This window comes from Roseomonas elaeocarpi (assembly GCF_042433915.1).
In the GTDB taxonomy this organism is placed as follows: domain Bacteria; phylum Pseudomonadota; class Alphaproteobacteria; order Acetobacterales; family Acetobacteraceae; genus Roseomonas; species Roseomonas elaeocarpi.
On record NZ_JBHLUN010000007.1, the window covers coordinates 211,085 to 232,824 of the forward strand.

Consider the following 21,740-nt stretch of genomic DNA (forward strand, 5'->3'; position numbering starts at 1 on the left):
CTAGAACGGGGGGGATGGAAGAAGCTGCCTACCTCCTCGCCGGTGCCGTCGCGCTGCCCTGCCTCGCCAGCGCCGGCTGGATGGCCTGGCGGCAGCGAAGCCAGCTTTCTGCCCTCCAGGCGGAACGCGGCCGCGAAAGCGCGCTGAGGGCCGGGCAGGCCCGGCGCCTCGCGCTGGTGTCGCGGGAACTCTCGCAGCCGGGGCTGTCCCTCCTGGGCATGGCCGATCAGCTGGCCGCGGCGCCCGAGGCGGAGGCGCCCGCCATCGCCGCCTCGCTGCGCGCCGAATCCGCCCGCCTCCTGCGCCTGTCCGACGAAATCGCCGACGAGCTCGCCTCCCATGGCGGGGAACGGCACCTGCGGGAAGAGCCGCTGGTGCTCGGTGCCCTGCTGGATCAGGCGCTGCTGGAAGTCCGCCGCCCCTTGGGGGACGCCAGCCGCCACTGGAGCATCGATGGCCGCATCGGGGAGCTGACGCTGCTGGGCGACCGGCGTGCCCTGTCGCGCTCGCTGGCGCAGGTGCTGATGCGGGCCGTGCGCGAAACCGGGGCCGGGGACTGCATCGCGATCCGCCTCGTGCGCGGGCCGGACAACCTGTCGCTGCTGATCGAGGATGAGGGGGCGGGGCTGGCCAGTGGCGATATCGCCGGGATGGCGGCGGAGGCCGGCGGCACGCGCGGGCTGGAACTCGGCCTCGCCACCGCGCGCGACCTGATGCGCGCCCATGGCGGCGACCTGGTGGTGGAGGCCGCGGCCGGCGTCGGCACGCGGGCCTGGCTGACCCTGCCGCGCCGCCGCGTGATCTCCGACCCGGAAACCGCGCCGCGCGCGCCGGCGGCTACACCAGCGCCGGCGAACGCTCCGTAGCGGCGCGCTGGAAGGCCTTGGCAGCGTCCTCGTCGAAGAGCTCCGCCAGCTTCTTCATCATGGTGCCGCCCAGCTCCTCGGCATCCACGATGGTGACCGCGCGGCGGTAGTAGCGGGTGACGTCGTGGCCGATGCCCACCGCGATCAGCTCCACGATGTCGCGGCCCTCGATCTCGGCGATCACCTTGCGCAGGTGGCGCTCCAGGTAGTTGCCGGGGTTCACGCTCAGCGTGCTGTCATCCACCGGCGCGCCGTCCGAGATCACCATCAGGATGCGCCGGTGCTCGGAGCGCGATAGCATCCGCCGGTAGGCCCAGTCCAGCGCCTCGCCGTCGATGTTCTCCTTGAGCAGACCCTCGCGCAGCATCAGGCCGAGGTTCTTGCGCGCGCGCCGCCAGGGCTCGTCGGCGGCCTTGTAGACGACGTGGCGCAGGTCGTTCAGGCGGCCCGGGTTGCGCGGCTTGCCTTCCTGCACCCAGCGCTCGCGCGACTGGCCGCCCTTCCAGGCGCGGGTGGTGAAGCCCAGGATTTCCGTCTTGACGCCGCAGCGCTCCAGCGTGCGGGCCAGGATGTCGCAGCACATGGCGGCCACCGTGATCGGCCGGCCGCGCATGGAGCCGGAATTGTCGATCAGCAGCGTCACCACGGTGTCGCGGAAGTCGGCCTCGCGCTCGTGCTTGTAGGAGAGCGAGTAGGTCGGGTTGGAGATGACGCGGGCCAGCCGCGCCACATCGAGCAGCCCTTCCTCCAGGTCGAACTCCCAGGCGCGGGACTGCTGCGCCATCAGCCGGCGCTGGAGGCGGTTGGCGAGCTTGCTCACCACGCCCTGCAGGTGGGAAAGCTGCTGGTCGAGCTGCTGGCGCAGCCGCGTCAGCTCGTCCTCGTCGCACAGGTCGGCGGCGCCCACTTCCTCGTCGAACTTGCGGGTGAAGGCGCGGTAGGTGGAGGCGTCGTCGGAAGCGGGGACCTCCTTGCGCTGCTGCGGCCCGCCCGGGCGGTCCTCGCCCTCGGCCGCGGCGCCGTCCTCATCCTCGCCTTCGCCCTCGTCCTCGGCGCCCGAGCCTTCGGCCTGCTCGGGCTGGGCGCCCAGCATGCTCTCGGCTTCCTGGGCCTGCGCCTCGCCCTCGCCGTTGTTGTCCTGCGCCTGGGTGGACTCGCCGCCCTGGTCGCCTTCCTGCTGCTCTTCCTCGGAGGATTCGGCCTCGACCTCGGCCTCGGCCAGATCGAGTGCGGTGAGCAGCTTGCGCGCGGCGCGGGCGAAGGCGTCCTGGTCGGCGGTGGCCGCGGCCATCTCGCGGAAGGCGCTCTCGGTGCGATCGCCCAGCGTGTCGCGCCACATGCCGAGCACGCGGCGCGCGGGTTCCGGCACGGACTCGCCGCTCAGGCGTTCGCGCGCCAGCAGGCCCAGCGCCGTGGAGAGCGGCAGCTGGTCCTTGCGCGTCATGCGGTCGTAGCCCTCCGTTTCCGCCTGGTCCGTCAGGCGGGCGTGGAGGTTGGCGGCGACGCCGGGCATCTGCTGACCGCCCAGCACCTCGATGCGCGCCTGCTCCAGCGCGTCGAAGACCTCGCGCGCGTCGCGGCGCGAGGGCAGGCGGGCGGCGTGGGTGGCCTCGTCATGGTGCCGCAGGCGCAGCGCCACGGCGTCGGCGGCACCGCGCAGGCGGGCCATCTCGGCGGGCGGCAGGGCGCGGGTGGGCAGCGGCAGGCGGGCGCGCTTGGCGGTCACGCCCGAGGGGCCGGGCTGGAAGGTGACCTGCACGTCGTCGGTGCGGGCGATGGCGCGCACCGCACCGGCGGTGGCGCGCTTGAACTCTTCCTGCCGGGACTGGTCCTTGGATTGGCTCACGACACAACTCCCCCGGCAGGTTCAGTGAAACGGATCCTCAGGCCTTGGCGTAAAGGCCGGTCGGGATCTCCTGGTTGAAGCAGCGCTGGTAGTACTCGGCCACCGTGGAACGCTCGGCCTCGTCGCACTTGTTGAGGAACGAAAGACGGAAGGCGAAGCCCACGTCACCGAAGATGCGCGCGTTCTCGGCCCAGGTAATCACGGTGCGCGGCGACATGACGGTGGAGATGTCGCCCGCGATGAAGCCGGCGCGCGTCAGGTCGGCCAGGCTCACCATGCTCTCAATCTGCTTGCGGCCCTTCTCGTCGGTCACCTTCATCTTGGCGGCCACGATGTCGCTCTCCTGCCGGTGCGGCAGGTAGTTCAGGGTCGCCACGATGTTCCAGCGGTCCATCTGGCCCTGATTGATCTGCTGGGTGCCGTGGTACAGGCCAGTGGTGTCACCCAGGCCGACCGTGTTGGCGGTGGCGAAGATGCGGAAGCCCGGGTGGGGGCGGATCACGCGGTTCTGGTCGAGCAGCGTCAGCTTGCCCTCGACCTCGAGCACGCGCTGGATCACGAACATCACGTCCGGGCGGCCGGCGTCGTACTCGTCGAACACGATGGCGCAGGGGCGCTGCAGGGCCCAGGGAAGGATGCCTTCCTTGAACTCGGTGATCTGCTTGCCGTCCTTGAGCACGATCGCGTCCTTGCCGACGAGGTCGATGCGCGAGATGTGGCTGTCGAGGTTGACGCGGATGCAGGGCCAGTTGAGGCGGGCGGCCACCTGCTCCACGTGCGTGGACTTGCCGGTGCCGTGGTAGCCCTGGATCATCACGCGGCGGTTGAAGGCGAAGCCGGCCAGGATCGCCAGCGTGGTGTCACGGTCGAAGCGGTAGGTCTCATCGCGTTCCGGCACGTGCTCGGTGGGGGTCGAGAAGCCCATCACCTCCATGTCGGTGTCGATGCCGAACACGTCGCGCACCTTGAGCCGCACGTCGGGCATGTCGGGACGGCTGTCGGTCAGGGTGGCGATCGTGTCCATCGGGGAATCCCGCTTCTTTCGTGTCTCGGGTTGGCCGCCCCGGCCCGCGGAGGGGCGATCGGGGCGACGCTTCAGGCGGCGACGCTGGTGTCCTGCTGCTGCGCCATGGTGGCGAGCCGCTTGCGGAGCAGGCTATAGGCCCGGTTCACGTCTTTTAAACGCTCCTCGGCCGATTTGTCGCCTCCGTGGGTGTCCGGATGGTAGCGCTTGGCGAGCTCCTTCCACCGGTCACGCAGGGCGTCCTCTTCCAGCGGCCAGCCAAGCCCCAGAACGTCCAGCGCGGCGCGGAGTTCAGCTGGGGCCTTGGTGGCCGATTTGCGAGGGGTGGGCTTCGCGTCCGCGAAAAGACCCAAGGGGTCCTTCAGCGCGGCCGGATCGAACTTGCCCTGCATGCCGAGCCGGCCCAGGGGCCAGGTCGGACGCTGCCAGCCGGTATCGTCCTTGAGATGCGTCTCGATCTCGTCCGGACTCATTCCCTTGTAGAAGTCCCAGGCCTGATTGTAGGCGCGGACGTGCTCCAGGCAGAAATGATAGTAGTCGCGAAGGCGAGAACGATCACGAGGGGCGCGAAACTCCCCGGCTGCCTCGCAGCCTGGGAAGTCGCAACGACGGAAGCCGGTGCTTCCGGGCGAAGGCGGGGTGTGGGTTGTGGTGCCTCGGCGGGCCATGCGCCACCTTATGATCGCAGCATCCCGCGTGGGCAAGGCAGTAAAGCTGCGCTTCACAACCGATTGGGATGCATGGGACAAGGCTTGCCATGACGTTTGAGCCATCCAGGGAGCGCCGCCTCGGGGCCGCGCTGGCCGCAGCCTTTCCCGGTGCCACGGTCGCGGTGCGCGACGACAGCCACCTTCATGCGGGACACGCGGGCGCCCGCCCGGGCGGCGAGACGCATTACGGCGTCCGGGTGGTCTGGGCCGGCTTCGAGGGGCAGAACCGGGTGGCGCGGCAGCGGGCGGTGAATGCCGCCGTGGCCGCGGAGTTCACCGGCGGCCTCCACGCGCTGGCCATCGAGGCGCGCACGCCGGCCGAGGCCGCCGCCGGCTGAGGCGCGGCGGGCGGCTGGGTGCCTCCGCCGCCTGTCCGAATATCTTCACGCCCGCTCCGCCCCCAGTGCTGACATTCTGAGGCTGACATCCTGGGGCTGACATCCTGCGCCCGCCGCCCGGTCCGGGCGCGGGGTTGCTGCAGGCCCCGTCGGGCCGTTGCAGGGTGGGGAGGAGCCGTCCCATGCCGTTCACCGTGATCCGGGGCCATTTCCACGCGCGCGGCTACTCGCCGGACGGGGATTCCCTGCGCTTCGCGCCGCAGGACACCGCGCTGCTGGGCCGGCTGTCCGGCCCCCGGGCGCGGGTCAACGCCCGCGGCCACGTGCAGCTGCGGATCGAGGCCATCGACACGCTGGAAACCCACTACACCCCGCCCGCCGGCGGCGGCGTTTACGCGCAGCCGGCGCAATGGGCCGAGGCGGCCGCGGAACGGCTGCTGGGCTTCGCCGGCATCACCGGGGTCGTATGGGACGCGGCGCACCGCACGGTGGTGGAGGCCGCGGACGGCACGCCGGGCTTTATCCTGAGCCGGGCGGTGGAGAAGAACGGCCGCCCGGTCGCCTTCGTGTTCGCGGGCGACCCGCCCGAGGCGGATGGGGCCGAGGTCTTCCTCGACGCCGCGCGACTGGAGGAAAGCTACAACCACCTCGCCCTGCGCGAGGGCCTGGCCTATCCCACCTACTACACCGGCCTGTTCCGTGAGCTGCGCGACAGCCTCACCGCCGCCACAGGCGCGGCGCGGGCGGCGGGACTCGGGCTCTGGCCCACCGATGGGACCGAGGCGGGCTTCGACGCCACGAGCCTCGCGGTGATCACCGACCGGGTGCCCATCCTGCCCAAGCTGTTCCGCCGCCTGGTGGAATACATGGTGAGCTTCGACACCGCGGTGGGCTTCCGCGAGAAGATGGAGGAGTCGGCGGAGCCGGTGCTCGACCTCACCGAGCAGAACTTCACCCACTTCGACAGCTTTATCGAGCAGGCGGCCGGCAGCACCCGCATCCGCCTGACCCGCCCACCGGAAGCGCTGGTCTTCGACGAGATGGTGGCGCGACCGGCGGATCAGTTCTCGCGGCTGCTGGACCCTTCCGCCGCGCCCTGAGCGGCGGCCTCCGCCAGCTCCGGCCAGCGGCGCAGCGATACCGGGCTGTCGGGGGCGTAGGCGTAGCAGCTGTTCAGCATGGACCGCCGCTGCCGCGCCCGCGCCTCCGGGTCCTCCGCCGCGGCGGCGCGGCGTTCCCCGGCCAGGGTCTGGAAGGCCACGGTCGCCATCTGCGCCAGCAGCTCGCGCAGGTGGGTGCAGCCTTCCGCACCGCCCAGCCGCTCCGCCACCGCGCGACGGAAGCCGGCGCCGATCCGCACCCCGGCCAGCCGCGCGTAGTTGGGCGTGACCTCGGGGCACATGCGGTAGGGTGAGGCGTCGGTGCTGGCCTCGCAGGCGGTGATGAGCAGGTCGCGGTCCACGGTCAGGCGCAGCCACATGTCGTGCAGCGGCTCACCCGGCGGGATGGTGCCGCGGTCATGCGTGTTGAAGGGCAGGGCCTTGGTGTCGGTGAGGTGCGCCTCGACGTCGAACAGCCCGTCCGCGCGCCGGTAGCCGCGCAGGTCGATACTGCGGCGGTGCAGCGGCTCTCGCTCCGTGGGTGAGGAAAGGGGCATCCCTTGCGTCCGGCTTTGAAGCCGGTATCTGGCACCCGTCAGCGGAGCCACCAAGGCATGGGACAGCATGGCAGCCCTTCAGGGGCCCGGCCGGGGTACGATCGGGGTGGGCGGCAGGGTTCCGCGGCCGGGGCGCTGATCCCGGCGTCCGGCGTCGTGGCAAACCGTTCTTGACCCTCGCCGCCGCCCTGACCGTGCTGGCCGGCGCCCTGGTCGGGGGCTTCGTCAGCGGCCTCGCCGGCTTCGGGCTAGGGTTGGTGGCGCTCGGCTTCTGGCTGCACGCCGTCACCCCGGCCGAGGCCACGGCGCTGGTGGCCTTCTGCTCGGTGCTGGCGCAGGCGCAGACCCTGCCGGCCATCTGGCACGCGGTGGAATGGCGCCGGGTCGGGCCGATGCTGCTGGCCGGCCTGGTTGGCGTGCCCCTGGGCGCGCTGCTGCTCACGCGGCTGGACATGGAGGTGTTCCGCCTCGGCACCGGCCTGTTCCTGATCGCCTTTTCCGGCTTCCTGCTGCTCGTCCGCTCGCAGCCCGCGATCCACTGGGGCGGCACCGCGGCCAACGCGGCGGTGGGCTTCGTGGGCGGCGTCATGGGCGGCTTGGCCGGCCTCTCCGGGCCCGCGCCCACGGCCTGGGCCACCCTGCGTGGCTGGAGCAAGCACGAGCGGCGCGGCGTGTTCCAGCCCTTCAACCTCGGGATCCTGGCCGCCGTGGCGCTTTGGAACCTGTTGTCCGGCGCGGCGACGGCGGAGCTCGCGCTCCTGTCGGCGGTGGCGCTGCCGGGCACCTTTCTCGGCGCGCTTGCCGGCGCGGCCGCTTATCGCCGGCTCAGCGACCGCCGCTTCCACGAGGTCGTGCTGGTGCTGCTGGCCTTCTCGGGCGTGACCCTGGTCTGGGCGGCGTTCTGAAGGGGGGCGGCCGGCCGTCAGGCGGTGCAGCCTTCCTCACGCAGCAGTTGCTCCACCGCCGCGGCCGGAACGTCGCCGGCGGTGAAGACCTCGCCCGGCGCGCGCAGCAGCACGAAGCGCAGCGCGCCGTCGCGGACCTTCTTGTCCTTGCGCATCCGGTTCAGCAGGGTCGCGGCGCTGAAGCGCCGGTTCAGCTCCGCCACCGAGGCCGGCAGGCCGATCGCGTGCAGGTGGCGCTCCACCCGCCCCGGGAGCGCCGGGTCGCAGTAGCCCAGCGCGGCCGACAGCTTCGCCGCCAGCACCAGCCCGATCGCCACGCCCTCGCCATGGAGGAGCGAGCCGTCGTAGCCGCACTCCGCCTCGATGGCGTGGCCGAAGGTATGGCCGAGGTTGAGCAGCGCGCGGCCGCCCTCGGGGGCTTCCTCGCGCTCGTCGGCCGCCACCACGGCGGCCTTGAGGCGGCAGGATTCCAGCACAGCGTGGCGCAGCGCCGCCTGGTCGCCCGCCACGGCGGCGGGGCCGTTGCTTTCGCACCAGTCCCAGAGCGGTCCCTGCAGCAGCCCGTGCTTGGCGACCTCGCCCCAGCCGGCCCGCAGCTCCCGCGGGGGGAGGGTGCCCAGCACCTCCGTGTCGGCCAGCACCATCAGCGGCTGGTGGAAGGCGCCCGCCAGGTTCTTGCCGGCCCGGAGGTTCACGCCGGTCTTGCCGCCCACGGAACTGTCGACCTGCGCCAGCAGCGTGGTCGGCACCTGCACGAAGGGCAGGCCGCGCATCGCCACGGCGGCCGCGAAGCCCGCGAGGTCGCCCACCACGCCGCCGCCCAGCGCCACGACGGCGGTCTTGCGGTCGATGCCGGCGCCCAGGATCGCGTCCAGGACCTCTTCCAGCACGGCCATGCTCTTGGAGGCCTCGCCCGGCCGCACGGCGTGCTCGGCGCGGAGCTCGATGCCCGCATCCGCCAGCGCGGTGCGGAGCGTGGCGCCGTGCAGCGCCGCCACGGTGGCGTCGGCCACCACCACCACGCGCGGCGCCGGCAGCACCGGCGCCATCAGCCCGCCCGCGCGGGCCAGCAGGCCAGGGCCGGTCACCACCTCGTAGGAACGCTCCGCCAGTTGCACCGCCAGGCGCGCGGGCGGGACGTGCCGTTCCAGCGCGGCCTGGACGTGGTCGGTGGTGATTTCCGGGGTCTCGTCGGTGCAGTTCACCACGATATCGGCCTCCGCGTAGAAAGGGTGTCGGGCGCGCGCCAGCCGGTTCAGCACCTCGGCCGCGTCCTGGCCCACGAACATCGGGCGGTGCTCGCGGCCCGAGACGCGCCGCGCCAGCATCGGCAGCTCGCAGCGCAGCCACACCGCCGTGGCGCCCGAGGCGCGGATGGCCGCGCGGGTGCGCGCGTCGGTGAAGGCGCCGCCGCCGGTGGCCAGCACGGCGGGTGGGCCGTTCAGGATGCGCGCGATCACCCGGTGCTCGCCGTCGCGGAAATGCGCCTCGCCGTAGCGGGCGAAGATCTCGGTGACCGGCAGGCCGGCCGCGGCCTCGATCTCGTGGTCGGAGTCGAGGAAGGGCAGCGCGAGCCGCGCCGCGAGGCGCCGGCCGATCGAGCTCTTGCCGGCTCCGGGCAGGCCCACCAGCACGATGCCGCCGCGCAGCGCCGGGGGCAGGCGCGGGGGAACGGAAGGGGCGTGGTCGGCCGTGACGGAGGGCGCGGGTTCGTCCGCCACCGCACCTTCCGCCGCATCGGGCAGGGCGGCGGCCAGGCCCTTGCCGTCGGGCAGGGACATCATTTCCGGTACCGAAGCCGGATCAATCGGGGAAGCCAGGTTGCGCGACACGATGCTCAAGGCTAGCACGGCTTCGCCCGCACGCGAGGGACCCCGCACAAGTCCATGTTTCGTCGCCCACTCTTGCTCGTCCTCCTCGTCGTCGTCGGGTTACTCGTCGTCGGCCTCCTCGCCATAGGCGCTTTCCCGCCCGATGTCAGGCAGCAGCCGGTGGAACACACCCTGCCGCCGGAGCGCTTCGGTCCCCGCTGACGGACCCGGCTGACAACCGGGTGCCGCCGGAGCCGCGCGCGCCCGAACTCGACATCGACCTCTTCCTGTCGATGCTGTCCGCCGAGCGGGGCTCGGCGCGCAACACGCGGGTCGCCTACGAGGCGGACCTGCTCGACCTCGCGGGCTTCCTCAAGCGCCGGGGCGAGGCGCTGGTCCAGGCCAGCGAGGCGGGCCTGCGCAGCTATCTCGCGGGCCTCACCGCCGCCGGATTCTCGGCGCGCACCGCGGCGCGCCGGCTGTCCACCTTCCGGCAGTTCTTCCGCTTCCTGGTGGCCGAGGGGATGCGCGCCGACGATCCCACGGCGCTGCTGGACGCGCCCAAGGTACAGCCCTCGCTGCCCAAGGCCCTGCGGGAAGAGGAGGTGGAGCAACTGATCGCCGCCGCCGCCACGCTGCCGGGCCGGCGCGGGCCGCTCGCCACCGCGATCTGCGAGCTGCTCTACGGCTCCGGCCTGCGGGCGAGCGAGCTGGTCGGGCTGCCCGCCGCGGCGCTGCGCGACGGCGCCCCGATGGTGGCGGTGCGTGGCAAGGGCAACAAGGAGCGCCTGATCCCCGTCAGCCAACGCGCCCGCGACGCCCTGGCCGCGCTGCGCGCCCCGATCCGCGAGGGCAAGGGTGATGCCAAGGCCGGGCGCTGGCTGTTTCCGTCGCGCGGTGCCTCGGGCCACCTGACGCGGCAAACGCTCAACATCATCCTGCACGACGCGGCGCTGGCGGCCGGGATCGAGCCGCGGCGGGTGACGCCGCACGCGCTGCGCCATTCCTTCGCCTCGCACCTGCTGGCGCGCGGGGCAGACCTGCGCTCGCTCCAGGTGCTGCTGGGCCATGCCGACATCGCCACCACGCAGATCTACACCCGCGTGCTGGAAGAACGCCTCCACGCGGTGCTGGCCGCGCACCACCCGCTGTCGCAGGATGCGGAGACGGAAGGCGAGGAAGAACCGTGAGCGCGGATCCCTGGGGTCTCACCACTGCCGACCCGCCGGCCCGGGCCCTTCCGGGGCCAGGGCCGTCCGGCGTGCCGCGCCTCCCGCGCGCAACCGTCGCCGCCGTCGGCAGGGTCCGGCCGGAGCGGCGCGACACCTGGATGGCGGTGGGCGGCCTCGTGCTGTGCTTCGGGAGCTTTGCCGGGCTGGGCTGGGCGGTGCGCGCCGGCACGCAGTTCGGCTTCGACCGTGCCCTGCTGCTCGCCCTGCGGAACCCCGCCGACCTTTCGGACCCGATCGGCCCCCGCTGGCTCGAGGAGGTGGCGCGCGACATCACCGCGCTGGGCTCGCACACCATCCTGGTGGCGATCACCCTGGCGGTGATCGGCGGGCTGCTGCTCGACGGCCGGCGCCGGCTGGCGCTGCTGACCGGCTTCGCGATCGGCAGCGGGATGGCGGCCTCGGCGCTGCTCAAACTCGGCTTCGAGCGGCCGCGCCCAGACCTCGTGCCGCACGCGGTGGAGGTCTACACCGCGAGCTTCCCGTCCGGGCATGCCCTGCTCTCGGCGCTGTGCTGGCTGACGCTGGCGGGGCTGGTGGCGCGCGCCCAGGAACACCGCCGCCTGCGAATCTACGTGGTCACCCTGGCCGCGGTCGTCACGGCGCTGGTGGGGATGAGCCGCATCTATCTCGGCGTCCACTGGCCGAGCGATGTCCTGGCCGGCTGGTGCATGGGCGTGGGCTGGTCGCTGTTGTGGTCGCTGATCGCGCGCCGGCTGCAGCGGCGCGGCGCGGTGGAGCGGGTGCGCGACCTGCCCTGAGGCTGGGTCCCGAGGCGGGACCTTCCGCGTCACGGCGCCTCTTGCAACCCCGGGCCGGCCGGGCGAGGAACATTCCCGCCCGCCGGCGCCTGCTGCATGCGGTGGGGGGCTGGCCCCCCGGCGCCACCTGGGCTAGCAGCCCTCGACGTCCCCCTGTACGGACCCATGATGCGTCATTTCCTGGACTTCGAGAAACCGATCGCCGAGCTGGAAGGCCAGATCGAGGAGCTTCGCCGTACCACCGATGCCGGCGGCATCGACGTGGCGGAGGAGGTCGGCCGCCTGCAGGACAAGGCCGAGAAGCTGCTCGCCGCCTCCTATGCCAAGCTGACCCCCTGGCAGAAGGCACAGGTCGCCCGCCACCCGGACCGCCCGAAGTGCCTGAGCTACGTGGCCGGGCTGATCGAGGAGTTCACGCCGCTGGCCGGCGACCGCGCCTTCGCCGACGACGCCGCCATCATCGGTGGCCTCGGGCGGTTCCGCGGCCATTCGGTCATGGTGCTGGGCACCGAGAAGGGCACCGACACCGAGAGCCGGGTGAAGCACAACTTCGGCATGGCGCGGCCCGAGGGCTACCGCAAGGCGCAGCGGCTGATGACGCTGGCCAGCCGCTTCAACATCCCGATCCTGAGCTTCGTGGACACCGCGGGCGCCTTTCCGGGCATCGAGGCCGAGGCGCGTGGCCAGGCGGAGGCCATCGCGCGCTCCATCGAGAGCTGCCTCGACGCGCCGGTGCCCTTCGTGGCCACGGTGATCGGCGAGGGCGGCTCGGGCGGTGCCATCGCGCTGGCGGCCGCCGACCGGATCCTGATGCTGGAACACTCGATCTACAGCGTGATCTCGCCCGAGGGCGGCGCCTCGATCCTGTGGCGCGACGCGGCCCAGGCGCCGCAGGCGGCCGAGGCGTTCCGCCTGACCGCCGAGGACCTCGTCCGCCTCAACCTGGTGGATAGCGTGGTGGCGGAGCCGCTGGGCGGCGCCCACCGCGCGCCGGAGCAGACGGTGCAGAAGGTGGGCGACGCGATCTGGGAGGCGCTGCAGCCGCTGCTGGCGCTGGACGGCGCCACGCTGCGGGCGCGGCGGCAGGAGAAGTTCCTGGAGATGACCCGCTCGGGCAGCCTCTGAGCCCATCGCTTCCGCCCGGCCAGCCGGACGGAGGGTTGACCGTGACCCGCGACGGTTCCGCAGCCGCCGCGCCCCTGGCCAGGGGCGCCCGGCACGCCGGAGCGGCGTTTCTTATGCCCCTCGGCACGAAGCTGTTCTTCACCGCAGCCACCGCCGCTGTTCTTCTGCCGCTTCCGGGAGGAGGCGCGGGATGATCGAGCGGCAGGTCGGAATCGATACAGCCGAGGGGCGGGTGAACACCTTCATCTGCCACCCGGAACGGGGCGGGCCGCATCCCCTGGTGATCTTCTACATGGACGCGCCCGGTATCCGGGAGGAGCTCCGCGACATGGTCCGTCGCCTGGCCAGCGTCGGCTACTACGTGATGCTGCCCAACCTGTATTACCGCTCGGGCGAGGAGGAGATGGGCCCCTTCATCGGCCCGGCCCACGCAGCAACGCGCGACCGCTACCTCGCGCTGATGCGCTCGCTGACGATCCCGGGCGTGATGGCCGACACCGACGCGCTGATCGATTACGCGGACGGGGATCCCGCCGCCTCCCCCGGCACCGCCGGCACGGTCGGCTACTGCATGAGCGGGCAATACGCCCTCAGCGCCGCGGCCCGTCACCCTGATTGGATCAGGGCCGCGGCCTCGGTCTACGGCACCTGGCTGCTGACGGAGCGGCCGGACAGCCCGCACCGCACCGTGCCGCCCGGCACGCGGGTCTACGTCGCCTATGCCGAGTTGGACCACCTGGCGCCGGCCGAGACCGCCGCGCCGCTGCAACAGGCCCTGGCGGAACGCGGCGTTCCGGCCGAGGTCGAGGTCTACCCGGCCGTGGACCACGCCTTCGCCTTTCCGCAGCGCCCCGTCTACGACCGCGCCGCGGCGGAGCGGCACTGGGAACGTCTCTTCGAGCTGTTCGGCGCGACCCTGCGCGCGTGAGCGGACGCGCCCCGTTCTTATGGCGCCGCCCCGCTTTCTGATTGGCCGGAACGGGGGCGGCTGGCGATGCTGGCCGGGCCGTCAGGCAACCCGCGAGGACGCGGGACGGGCGGCAGGAGGACGCATGTCGATCGGCCCGATCTCACGCCGCGCGGCGCTCGGCGGATTGCTGACGGCCGGGGCCTTCCCCGCCATCGCGCCGGCACAGCCGGCGGCCGGCACGCCCATCCCGGTGACCATCGCCAATGCCTCGGGCAACCTGAACGCCACGATGCAGGAGCTGATGAACCAGAGCCGCTTCCTGCAGGAGTTCGGCCTCCAGCCCACGATCCTGAGCATCGCCGACGGGGCCAAGATCACGGCCGGCATCATCGGCGGCGAGATCGACATCACCATGATGACCGGCTTCGCCCAGGTCTTCCCGGCGGTCGAGCGCGGGGCGGGGCTGAAGGTCCTGGGCGGCGCCTCGCTGCTGCCGGCGCTGGCGCTGTTCACCGCCAAGCCCGAGGTCCGCACCCTGAAGGACCTGGAAGGCAGGACCGTCGGCAGCGGCTCCGTGGGATCGCTGCTGCACCAGCTCACCGTGGCGGCGATGCTCAAGCAGGGCGTCGACATCAACAAGGTGCGCTTCATCAACATCGGCGACAGCGCCAGCGTGTTCCGGGCCGTGGCGATGGGCACCGTCGATGCCGGGATCAGCGACAACGCCATCATCGACCGGCAGGAGGAGCTGAAGGTCCGGCTGGTCGAGCACGGCAACCTCGCCGTGGAGCTGCCGGAATACACCTACCAGGGGGCCTACGCCTCGGACGCGGCGATCGCGCGGCGGCGCCCGGCACTGGTGCGGTCGCTGGCGGCCTATGCGAAGCTTTACCGCTTCGTGCAGCGGCCGGAGGCGAAGGATGCCTTCATGCGCGCCTGGAACACGCTGTATCCCTCGGCGGGCGATGCCGGTGGCCTGGCGATCTGGGGTTTCGTGCAGCGCTACCGCCCCTTCACGCCCGAGCTGGTGCTGAGCGAGGAGCGGCTGGACTACATGCAGCGGCTGAACATGACGCTGAAGACCCAGACCAGGCTACTGCCTTTCGCAGCGGTGGCCGACATGTCGCTGGCGCGGGAGGCGGTGGCAATGCTGGGGTGAGGCGGTGCCTTCCGGACGGAAGGCGCCGTCGGGCCGCCCCTTACCGACCGGCTCCGGCCTAGGCCGGAGCCGCTCAGGCTGCGCTCAGCCCTCGCGGCCGTGGCAGTGCTTGTACTTCTTGCCCGAGCCGCAGGGGCAGGGGGCGTTGCGCGGGGTGCGGCCCCAGGTGGAGGGATCCTCCGCCGAAACGCCCGGCGACAGCGGCGCGGCCGCCACGGCGGAAGCAGCGCTGCCGTAGGCCGCCACCGCGAAGGGGTCCTGCGGCACGCCGCCGTCGGTGGCCAGGGCTTCCGGCGCCTGCGGGTGGCGCATGTCGGTGACCTGGATCGGCTCGGGGCTCGGCAGCGGCTGTTCCGGCGTCAGGCTGACATGCATCAGCCAGCGGGTGGTGTCCTCGCGCAGGTCGAAGAGCATCCCGTTGAACAGGTTGAAGGCTTCCGACTTGTACTCGTTCAGCGGGTCACGCTGGCCATAGGCGCGCAGGCCGATGCCCTGGCGCAGGTGGTCGAGCGACAGCAGGTGGTCCTTCCACACCTTGTCGAAGACCATCAGGAGGATCGACTTCTCGATCTCGCGCATCCGCTCGGGGCCGATATTGGCGACCCGCGCGGCATAGGCGTGGTCGGCCGCTTCCTGCATCCGCTCGCGGATCTGGGTTTCGTCGATACCTTCCTCGGCACCCCATTCCGCGACCGGCAGATCCAGGCCCAGCACCAGCGTCGCGCGCTCCTGCAGCCCGGCCAGGTCCCACTGCTCGCTGTAGGAGTTCTCGGGGATGGCACGGGCGACCATGTCGTCGATCACCTCGCGGCGCATCTCCGCCACCGCCTCGGCCACGTCGGCGGCCTGCATGAAGAACCGGCGCTGTCCGTAGACCTCCTTGCGCTGGTCGTTCATCACGTCGTCGTACTTGAGCAGGTTCTTGCGGGTGTCGAAGTTGCGCGCCTCGACCTTCCGCTGGGCCTTTTCCAGCGCCTTGTTGATCCACGGATGGACGATGGCCTCGCCCTCCTTGAGGCCGAGCTTGCCCAGCATCCCGCCCATGCGGTCCGAGCCGAAGATGCGCATCAGATCGTCTTCGAGGCTCAGGAAGAAGCGCGAGGCACCCGGGTCGCCCTGGCGGCCGGCGCGGCCGCGCAACTGGTTGTCGATGCGCCGCGACTCGTGGCGCTCGGTGCCGATGACCGCGAGGCCCCCGGCTTCCTTCACCCGCGCCGCGGCGGCCTCGACCTCACGACGCATCTCGGCCATGCGGGCCTCGAACTCCGGCCCCTCGGGCTCGCCGGCGAAGGAGGCGCGGGCCAGGGCCTCGGCATTGCCGCCCAGTTTGATGTCGGTGCCGCGGCCGGCCATGTTGGTGGCGATCGTCACCGCACCCGGGCGGCCAGCCTGCGAGATGATCGCCGCCTCCTGCTCGTGGTAGCGGGCGTTGAGCACCTGGTGCGGCACGTTCTTCCGGTTGAGCAGCTCGCTCAGCAGCTCCGACTTCTCGATCGAGGTCGTGCCCACGAGGCAGGGCTGGCCGCGCTCGCGGCACTCGGCGATCAGGTTGGCCACCGCCTCGTACTTCTCGGCGGCCGAGCGGTACACCTCGTCGTCGGCGTCCTTGCGGGCGACGGGCAGGTTGGTGGGGATCTCCACCACCTCGAGCTTGTAGATCTCGGCGAACTCGTCCGCCTCGGTGGAGGCGGTGCCGGTCATGCCGGACAGCTTGGGGAAGATGCGGAAGTAGTTCTGGAAGGTGATCGAGGCCAGCGTCTGGTTCTCGGGCTGGACCTCGACGTGCTCCTTGGCTTCCAGCGCCTGATGGAGACCGTCCGAGTAGCGGCGGCCCTCCATGGCGCGGCCGGTGAACTCGTCGATGATCACGATCTTGCCCTGGCGGACCATGTAGTCGACGTCGCGGGCGAACAGGACATGGGCGCGCAGCGACTGGTTGACGTGGTGCACCAGCGTCACGTTGGAGCTGTCGTAGAGATCACCCTCCACCAGCAACCCAGCCGCGGCCAGCATCTCGGCCACGCGCTCGGTGCCGAGCTCGGTCAGCACCGCCGAGCGCTGCTTCTCGTCCTTGTCGAAGGTGTCCTTATCGCGCACCAGCTCCCGCACCACGGTGTCCACCTGGCCGTAAAGCTCCGAGCTCTCGTCCGAGGGGCCGGAGATGATCAAGGGTGTGCGCGCCTCGTCGATCAGGATGCTGTCGACCTCGTCCACGATGGCGAAGTTGAAGTCGCGCTGGACCATGTCCTCCAGCCGGTACTTCATGTTGTCGCGGAGGTAGTCGAAGCCGAACTCGTTGTTGGTGCCGTAGGTGATGTCGCAGTGATAGGCGTCGCGGCGCTCGTTGTCGTTCAGCCCGTAGACGATCACGCCGGTGGTCAGGCCCAGGAAGCCGTAAAGGTGCGACATCTCGGCGGAGTCGCGGCTGGCCAGGTAGTCGTTCACGGTCACCACGTGCACGCCCTTGCCGCCCAGCGCGTTGAGGTACACCGCCAGCGTCGCCACCAGCGTCTTGCCCTCGCCGGTCTTCATCTCGGCGATGCGCCCGTCATGGAGCACCATGCCGCCGATCAGCTGCACGTCGAAGTGGCGCATGCCCAGGACGCGCTTGGAGGCCTCGCGGCACACCGCGAAGGCTTCGGGCAGGAGGTCGTCCAGGGTTTCGCCCTTGGCGAGGCGTTCCCGGAACTCGGCCGTCTTGCCGCGCAGCGCCTTGTCCGACAGCGCCGCCATCTGCGGCTCCAGCGCCGCGATGGCCGGGACGCGCGCCTGGTAGCGCTTCACGGCGCGGTCGTTGGAAGTTCCGATCAGGGCGCGGGCAAGGCGTGCGAACATAGGTTTTCCGGGTCTCTCCGAGGCGGCCGGGGCGGGCAACGGGTCCCTGGCAGCGGCGCCGGGCCGGGGGCAAGGGCATCCCGGAGCGCCGGCGGACAGATAGGGGGCGGGAGGGGCGTGGTCAACGAAATGACCCGCCGGTCCCGCGGCTCACTCGCCGACGCCGCGGGGGCCGGGTGCCTCCGTGTTACCGGAGATTGCCAAAGCCGCGGGTGAGGCGTCAGCATCCAGGCCCTGCGGGCTCAACAGAATCGGGGCGAACGCCATGTGGCTGCTGTTGCTGCTACCCTTTATCGGGTTGCTCTGGGTGCCGTTCTACAATGTCCAGGCTCCTTCCTTTCTCGGCTTCCCCTTCTTCTACTGGTACCAGCTGCTCTGGGTGCCGATCACCTCGATCCTGCTCTGGATTGCCTACCGCATGGTAAAGGCGCGGGAGGACCGGCGGTGAGCGGGATGAACCTCGACTGGACGGCGCTGGGCGTCTTCGCCGCCTTCTTCGTGCTGGTGACGGTGATGGGCTTCGTGGCCGCCCGCTGGCGGCGCCCCGAGACCCTGGCTCACCTGGACGAGTGGGGGCTGGGTGGCCGCAAGTTCGGCACCTGGATCACCTGGTTCCTGGTGGGTGGCGACTTCTACACCGCCTATACCGTGATCGCGGTGCCGGCCGTGGTCTATGCGGTGGGCGCCTACGGCTTCTTCGCGCTGCCCTACACCATCATCGTCTACCCGATCGTTTTCGCGATCATGCCCCGGCTCTGGAGCGTGGCGGCGGCCGGCGGCCACGTCACCGCGGCGGATGTTGTGCATGCCCGCTACAACTCCCGCTCGCTGGAACTGGCGGTGGCGATCACCGGCGTGCTGGCGACCATGCCCTACATCGCGCTGCAGCTGGTGGGCATGGAGGTTGTGCTGGCGGCGCTGGGCCTGACCGGCCATGTCCCGCTGGCGATCGCCTTCGTGATCCTGGCGCTCTACACCTATTCGTCGGGGCTGCGGGCGCCGGCGCTGATCGCCTTCGTCAAGGACATCATGATCTACATCGTGGTGCTCGTGGCGGTGGCCATCATCCCGCTCAAGCTCGGCGGCTACGCCAACGTCTTCGCCTCGGCCGAGCGGGTCTTCGCGGCCAAGGGCAGCGGCGGGCTGACCCTGGCGCCCGCGCAGTACCTGCCCTACGCCACGCTGGCGTTGGGCTCGGCGCTGGCCGCCTTCATGTACCCGCACACGCTGACCGGCATCTTCGCGAGCTCCTCCGGCAACACCATCCGCAAGAACGCGATCCTCTTGCCGGCCTATACCATCCTGCTCGGGCTGATCGCGCTGATGGGCTACATGGCGCATGCGGCGGGCATCACGGTGTCCAGCCCCACAGCGGTGGTGCCGGCGCTGTTCCAGGCGCTGTTCTCCTCCTGGTTCGCGGGCTTCGCCTTTGCCGCCATCGCGATCGGCGCGCTGGTGCCGGCGGCGGTGATGAGCATCGGCGCCGCCAACCTCTTCACCCGCAATTTCTGGAAGGCCTACGTCAATCCGGCCGTGACGCCTGCGGGCGAGGCGCAGGTGGCCAAGGTGACCTCGCTGCTGGTGAAGTTCGGCGCCCTGGCCTGCATCCTGTTCCTGCCGACGCAGTTCGCGCTGGACCTGCAGCTGCTGGGCGGGTTGTGGATCCTGCAGACCTTCCCGGCGGTGGTGTTCGGCCTGTTCACCAGCTGGTTCCGTGGCACCCCGCTGTTCCTGGGCTGGATCGTGGGCTTCTTCGGCGGTTCCTACCTGGCCTGGAGCAACGGTTTGAAGCCGCTGCACACGCTGGTGATCGGCGGCGATAGCTACACCGTTTATGTCGGGCTGCTGGCGGTGGTGGTGAACGTCGTGGTGGCCGTGGTGGCCAACCTGATCGTCCGGGCTGTGTCGCCGGCCACCTCGCCGCGCACCGCCTGAACGGAGAAGGGGAGGGCCGGTGCCCTCCCTGCCGGCCCCTTCCGCAGCGCCGGACGGTCTTCTTCCCGCCCCAGGTTTCTCCCCACCCCGTGGCAGAGGTCCCCGGGGCTGCGGCAGGCCTGACAAGATTCCGGACGTCCTCGCATGGCTGTCCGGAACCGGGTGCGGCGCCACCGCGCGGCGCCCCGCCGTCCGGGACGCGTAACCCCGCGTAAGGCCCGGTGTTGTTCCGTCGCTCCGGGCCACCTGCTCTTGTGGCCGCCCGGCGGGCGCGGCATTTTCAGCGACCTCTCGCCTTAGGCCCCGAAGCACCATGCGACTGCACCATCTTGCCCTGCCGCTCTGTCTGCTGGGCCTTCCCGTCGCGGCCCAGACCCCGCCGGCCCCGGCACCCGCGACGACCGCTGCCCCGGCGGCCGCACCGGCACCCGCCGCGCCCCAGGACGCGAACCCCGTTGTGGCGCGCGTCAACGGCGAGGAAATCCGCCTGAACGACGTGCGCGAGGCCGCGCAGGACCTGCCGGCCGAGGTCCGCAACGCGCCGCCGGCCATGCTCTACCCGCTGATCGTGGACCAGCTGGTGGCGCAGAAGGCGGTGGTGATCGCCGCCCGCGCCCAGGGCCTCGACAAGGACCCCGAGGTCCGGCACCGGATGCAGAACGCCGAGGACGGGGAGCTGCAGCAGGCGCTGCTGCGCCGCGACGTGGCCGCCGCCACCACCGACGAGGCGCTGCGCAAGCGCTTCGAGGCGGAGCAGAAGAACGCGACCGCCGAGGAGGAGGTGCACGCCCGCCACATCCTAGTCGCCACCGAGGAAGAGGCCAAGCAGGTGCTGGCCGAGGTGCGCAAGCCCGGCGCCGACTTCGCCGCCATCGCCAAGGCGCGCTCGACCGACCCCAGCGGCAAGACCAACGGCGGCGACCTGGGCTTCTTCAAGAAGGGCGACATGGTGCCCGAATTCGCCGAGGCCGCCTTCAAGCTGAAGCCCGGCGAGATCAGCCCGGAGCCGGTGCATTCCGCCTTCGGCTGGCATATCATCAAGCTCGAGGAGCGCCGCACCGCCCAGCCGGCCACCTTCGAGGAGCGCAAGCCCGCCCTGCGTCAGGCTGCTTTCGAGGAGGCGGTGAACGCCGCGGTGGAGAAGTACCGCGCCGCCGCCAAGGTCGAACGTTTCAACATGGACGGCACGCCGGTCCGCGCGGCCTCGCCCCTCGACACCGCCACGCCGCCGCCCGCCGCGGCGCCGGCCGGCCGGCGGTAAGCGCGCCATGGCCAAGACCATCCCCACCTCTCCCCTCGCGGTCGAGATGCCGGCGCTTCCGGCCGTGGCCGGCGTGAAGCTCGGCACCGCCGCCGCCGGCATCCGCTACCAGGGTCGCGACGACCTGATGATGATGGAGTTCGTCGCGGGAACCACCGTGGCGGGCGTCTTCACGCAGTCCAAGTGCCCCGGCGCGCCGGTGGACTGGTGCCGCCGGGCGCTGCGCGGCGGCACCGCCCGCGCGGTCGTGGTGAATGCCGGCAACGCCAACGTCTTCACCGGCAAGGCCGGCGAGGAAGCGGCGCGCCTGTCGGCCGAGGCCGCGGCGCAGCTGAGTGGCTGCGACGCGGGCGAGGTCTTCCTCGCCTCCACCGGCGTGATCGGTGAGGTTCTGCCGCACGCGAAGCTGACCGCGGCCCTGCCGGCGCTACATGGCACGCTGGCGCCCGACAACTGGGCGGCGGCCGCGCGCGGCATCATGACCACCGACACCTTTCCCAAGGCCGCCACCCGCACCGCCCGCATCGGCGAGGGCACGGTGACGATCGTGGGCATCGCCAAGGGCTCGGGCATGGTGGCGCCGGACATGGCGACGATGCTGAGCTTCGTGGCCACCGACGCCAAGCTGCCGCAGGCGGTGCTGCAGTCCTGCCTGAAGCGCGCGGTGGATGGGTCCTTCAACTGCACCACGGTGGATAGCGACACCTCGACCTCGGACACGGTGCTGCTCTTCGCCACGGGCCAGGCGGAGCACGCGCGCGTGTCGCGCCTGTCGGGCGGCGTGCTGACGGAGTTCCAGGCGGCGCTGGACGAGCTGCTGCACGACCTGGCGCTGCAGGTGGTGCGTGACGGCGAGGGCGCGCAGAAGCTGATCAAGGTGGAGGTCACCGGCGCGGTGACGGATGCCTCGGCCAAGCGCGTGGCCATGGCGGTCGCCAACTCGCCACTGGTGAAGACCGCGATCGCGGGCGAGGACGCCAACTGGGGCCGCATCGTCATGGCGGTCGGCAAGGCCGGCGAGCCCGCGGACCGCGACCGGCTGTCGGTGGCCGTCGGCGGCACCTGGATGGCGCGCGACGGCGGGCTGGTGCCGGGCTACGACGAGGCGCCGGTGGTGGCGCATATGAAGGGCCGCGAGATCGACATCGCGGTGGACCTGGACCTCGGCCGCGGCTCCGCCACGGTGTGGACCTGCGACCTGACGCACGGCTACATCGACATCAACGGGTCGTACCGGAGCTAGACCGGCAACGGGCGGCGGCTCGCCGCCCCGGAAGGGTTCGTTGAGCGCCATTCCGCCCGGTCTCCGGCCGGGCGGAATGGCGGCGCGGGTGCGGGCGGGACACTCCTGTGCCGACACGACGTGGC

At 71.5% G+C, this 21,740-nt stretch carries 19 protein-coding genes; 13 read left to right on the forward strand and 6 right to left on the reverse strand.

Annotation, left to right across the window (positions count from 1 at the left end; genetic code table 11):
• Positions 1-14: 14 nt before the first annotated feature.
• Positions 15-866 carry a sensor histidine kinase gene (locus ACFFGY_RS11070; protein WP_377044547.1) on the forward strand — a complete coding sequence of 284 codons (852 nt, stop codon included), beginning with the start codon at positions 15-17 and terminating at the stop codon, positions 864-866.
• On the opposite strand, the gene cobT is transcribed toward ACFFGY_RS11070, so the two are convergent.
• From cobT to ACFFGY_RS11085, 3 genes are all read right to left on the reverse strand, one after another.
• Complete coding sequence (gene cobT / locus ACFFGY_RS11075) at positions 838-2,712, reverse strand: cobaltochelatase subunit CobT (RefSeq protein ID WP_377044548.1); 1,875 nt, start codon at positions 2,710-2,712, stop codon at positions 838-840. The two genes, ACFFGY_RS11070 and cobT, sit on opposite strands and share 29 nt — an antisense overlap.
• A gap of 37 nt (positions 2,713-2,749) precedes the next feature.
• Complete coding sequence (gene cobS / locus ACFFGY_RS11080) at positions 2,750-3,736, reverse strand: cobaltochelatase subunit CobS (RefSeq protein ID WP_377044549.1); 987 nt, start codon at positions 3,734-3,736, stop codon at positions 2,750-2,752.
• A 71-nt stretch (positions 3,737-3,807) separates the two neighbouring features.
• Positions 3,808-4,404 (reverse strand): J domain-containing protein, encoded by a 597-nt coding sequence (locus ACFFGY_RS11085; RefSeq protein WP_377044550.1) that lies wholly within the window; start codon positions 4,402-4,404, stop codon positions 3,808-3,810.
• Positions 4,405-4,493: 89 nt separating this feature from the next.
• On the opposite strand from ACFFGY_RS11085, the gene ACFFGY_RS11090 reads away from it, so the two are divergent.
• Positions 4,494-4,784: a BolA family protein gene (locus ACFFGY_RS11090; protein WP_377044551.1), complete on the forward strand. Its 291-nt coding sequence runs from the start codon at positions 4,494-4,496 to the stop codon at positions 4,782-4,784.
• Positions 4,785-4,966: 182 nt separating this feature from the next.
• Positions 4,967-5,884: a hypothetical protein gene (locus ACFFGY_RS11095; RefSeq protein WP_377044552.1), complete on the forward strand. Its 918-nt coding sequence runs from the start codon at positions 4,967-4,969 to the stop codon at positions 5,882-5,884.
• Here the strand turns inward: ACFFGY_RS11095 and ACFFGY_RS11100 are convergent.
• Positions 5,845-6,441, reverse strand: a complete 597-nt coding sequence (locus ACFFGY_RS11100; protein WP_377044553.1) for a DUF2889 domain-containing protein — start codon at positions 6,439-6,441, stop codon at positions 5,845-5,847. The two genes, ACFFGY_RS11095 and ACFFGY_RS11100, sit on opposite strands and share 40 nt — an antisense overlap.
• Before the next feature lie 170 nt (positions 6,442-6,611).
• On the opposite strand from ACFFGY_RS11100, the gene ACFFGY_RS11105 reads away from it, so the two are divergent.
• A complete protein-coding gene (locus tag ACFFGY_RS11105; protein WP_377044554.1) occupies positions 6,612-7,346 on the forward strand; it encodes a TSUP family transporter in 735 nt (244 codons plus the stop codon).
• 17 nt (positions 7,347-7,363) lie between these two features.
• On the opposite strand, the gene aroB is transcribed toward ACFFGY_RS11105, so the two are convergent.
• Positions 7,364-9,127 carry a 3-dehydroquinate synthase gene (aroB, locus tag ACFFGY_RS11110; protein ID WP_377044619.1) on the reverse strand — a complete coding sequence of 588 codons (1,764 nt, stop codon included), beginning with the start codon at positions 9,125-9,127 and terminating at the stop codon, positions 7,364-7,366.
• 272 nt (positions 9,128-9,399) lie between these two features.
• Between aroB and ACFFGY_RS11115 the strand changes: the two genes are divergently transcribed.
• The 5 genes from ACFFGY_RS11115 (at position 9,400) to ACFFGY_RS11135 (ending at position 14,341) form a co-directional block, all read left to right on the forward strand.
• Positions 9,400-10,347 carry a tyrosine recombinase gene (locus ACFFGY_RS11115; RefSeq protein WP_377044555.1) on the forward strand — a complete coding sequence of 316 codons (948 nt, stop codon included), beginning with the start codon at positions 9,400-9,402 and terminating at the stop codon, positions 10,345-10,347.
• Positions 10,344-11,147, forward strand: coding sequence for a phosphatase PAP2 family protein (locus tag ACFFGY_RS11120; protein WP_377044556.1), 804 nt, complete (start codon positions 10,344-10,346; stop codon positions 11,145-11,147). The genes ACFFGY_RS11115 and ACFFGY_RS11120 overlap by 4 nt, the downstream gene beginning before the upstream one ends.
• A 168-nt stretch (positions 11,148-11,315) precedes the next feature.
• Complete coding sequence (locus ACFFGY_RS11125) at positions 11,316-12,272, forward strand: acetyl-CoA carboxylase carboxyltransferase subunit alpha (RefSeq protein ID WP_377044620.1); 957 nt, start codon at positions 11,316-11,318, stop codon at positions 12,270-12,272.
• A gap of 190 nt (positions 12,273-12,462) precedes the next feature.
• Positions 12,463-13,200 (forward strand): dienelactone hydrolase family protein, encoded by a 738-nt coding sequence (locus ACFFGY_RS11130; RefSeq protein WP_377044557.1) that lies wholly within the window; start codon positions 12,463-12,465, stop codon positions 13,198-13,200.
• A gap of 124 nt (positions 13,201-13,324) precedes the next feature.
• Positions 13,325-14,341 carry an ABC transporter substrate-binding protein gene (locus tag ACFFGY_RS11135; RefSeq protein WP_377044558.1) on the forward strand — a complete coding sequence of 339 codons (1,017 nt, stop codon included), beginning with the start codon at positions 13,325-13,327 and terminating at the stop codon, positions 14,339-14,341.
• A gap of 84 nt (positions 14,342-14,425) precedes the next feature.
• Here ACFFGY_RS11135 and secA read toward each other — a convergent pair whose 3' ends face one another.
• Complete coding sequence (gene secA, locus ACFFGY_RS11140) at positions 14,426-17,176, reverse strand: preprotein translocase subunit SecA (protein WP_377044559.1); 2,751 nt, start codon at positions 17,174-17,176, stop codon at positions 14,426-14,428.
• Between the two features lie 265 nt (positions 17,177-17,441).
• Between secA and ACFFGY_RS11145 the strand changes: the two genes are divergently transcribed.
• From ACFFGY_RS11145 to argJ, 4 genes are all read left to right on the forward strand, one after another.
• Positions 17,442-17,624 (forward strand): DUF3311 domain-containing protein, encoded by a 183-nt coding sequence (locus tag ACFFGY_RS11145; RefSeq protein ID WP_377044560.1) that lies wholly within the window; start codon positions 17,442-17,444, stop codon positions 17,622-17,624.
• 5 nt (positions 17,625-17,629) lie between these two features.
• A complete protein-coding gene (mctP, locus tag ACFFGY_RS11150) occupies positions 17,630-19,111 on the forward strand; it encodes a monocarboxylate uptake permease MctP (RefSeq protein WP_377044621.1) in 1,482 nt (493 codons plus the stop codon).
• Between the two features lie 313 nt (positions 19,112-19,424).
• The gene (locus ACFFGY_RS11155) at positions 19,425-20,372 is read left to right on the forward strand and encodes a peptidylprolyl isomerase (protein WP_377044561.1); all 948 of its coding nucleotides are present in this window, start codon (positions 19,425-19,427) and stop codon (positions 20,370-20,372) included.
• Positions 20,373-20,379: 7 nt separating this feature from the next.
• The gene (gene argJ, locus ACFFGY_RS11160; protein WP_377044562.1) at positions 20,380-21,615 is read left to right on the forward strand and encodes a bifunctional glutamate N-acetyltransferase/amino-acid acetyltransferase ArgJ; all 1,236 of its coding nucleotides are present in this window, start codon (positions 20,380-20,382) and stop codon (positions 21,613-21,615) included.
• The last annotated feature ends 125 nt before the right edge of the window (positions 21,616-21,740 follow it).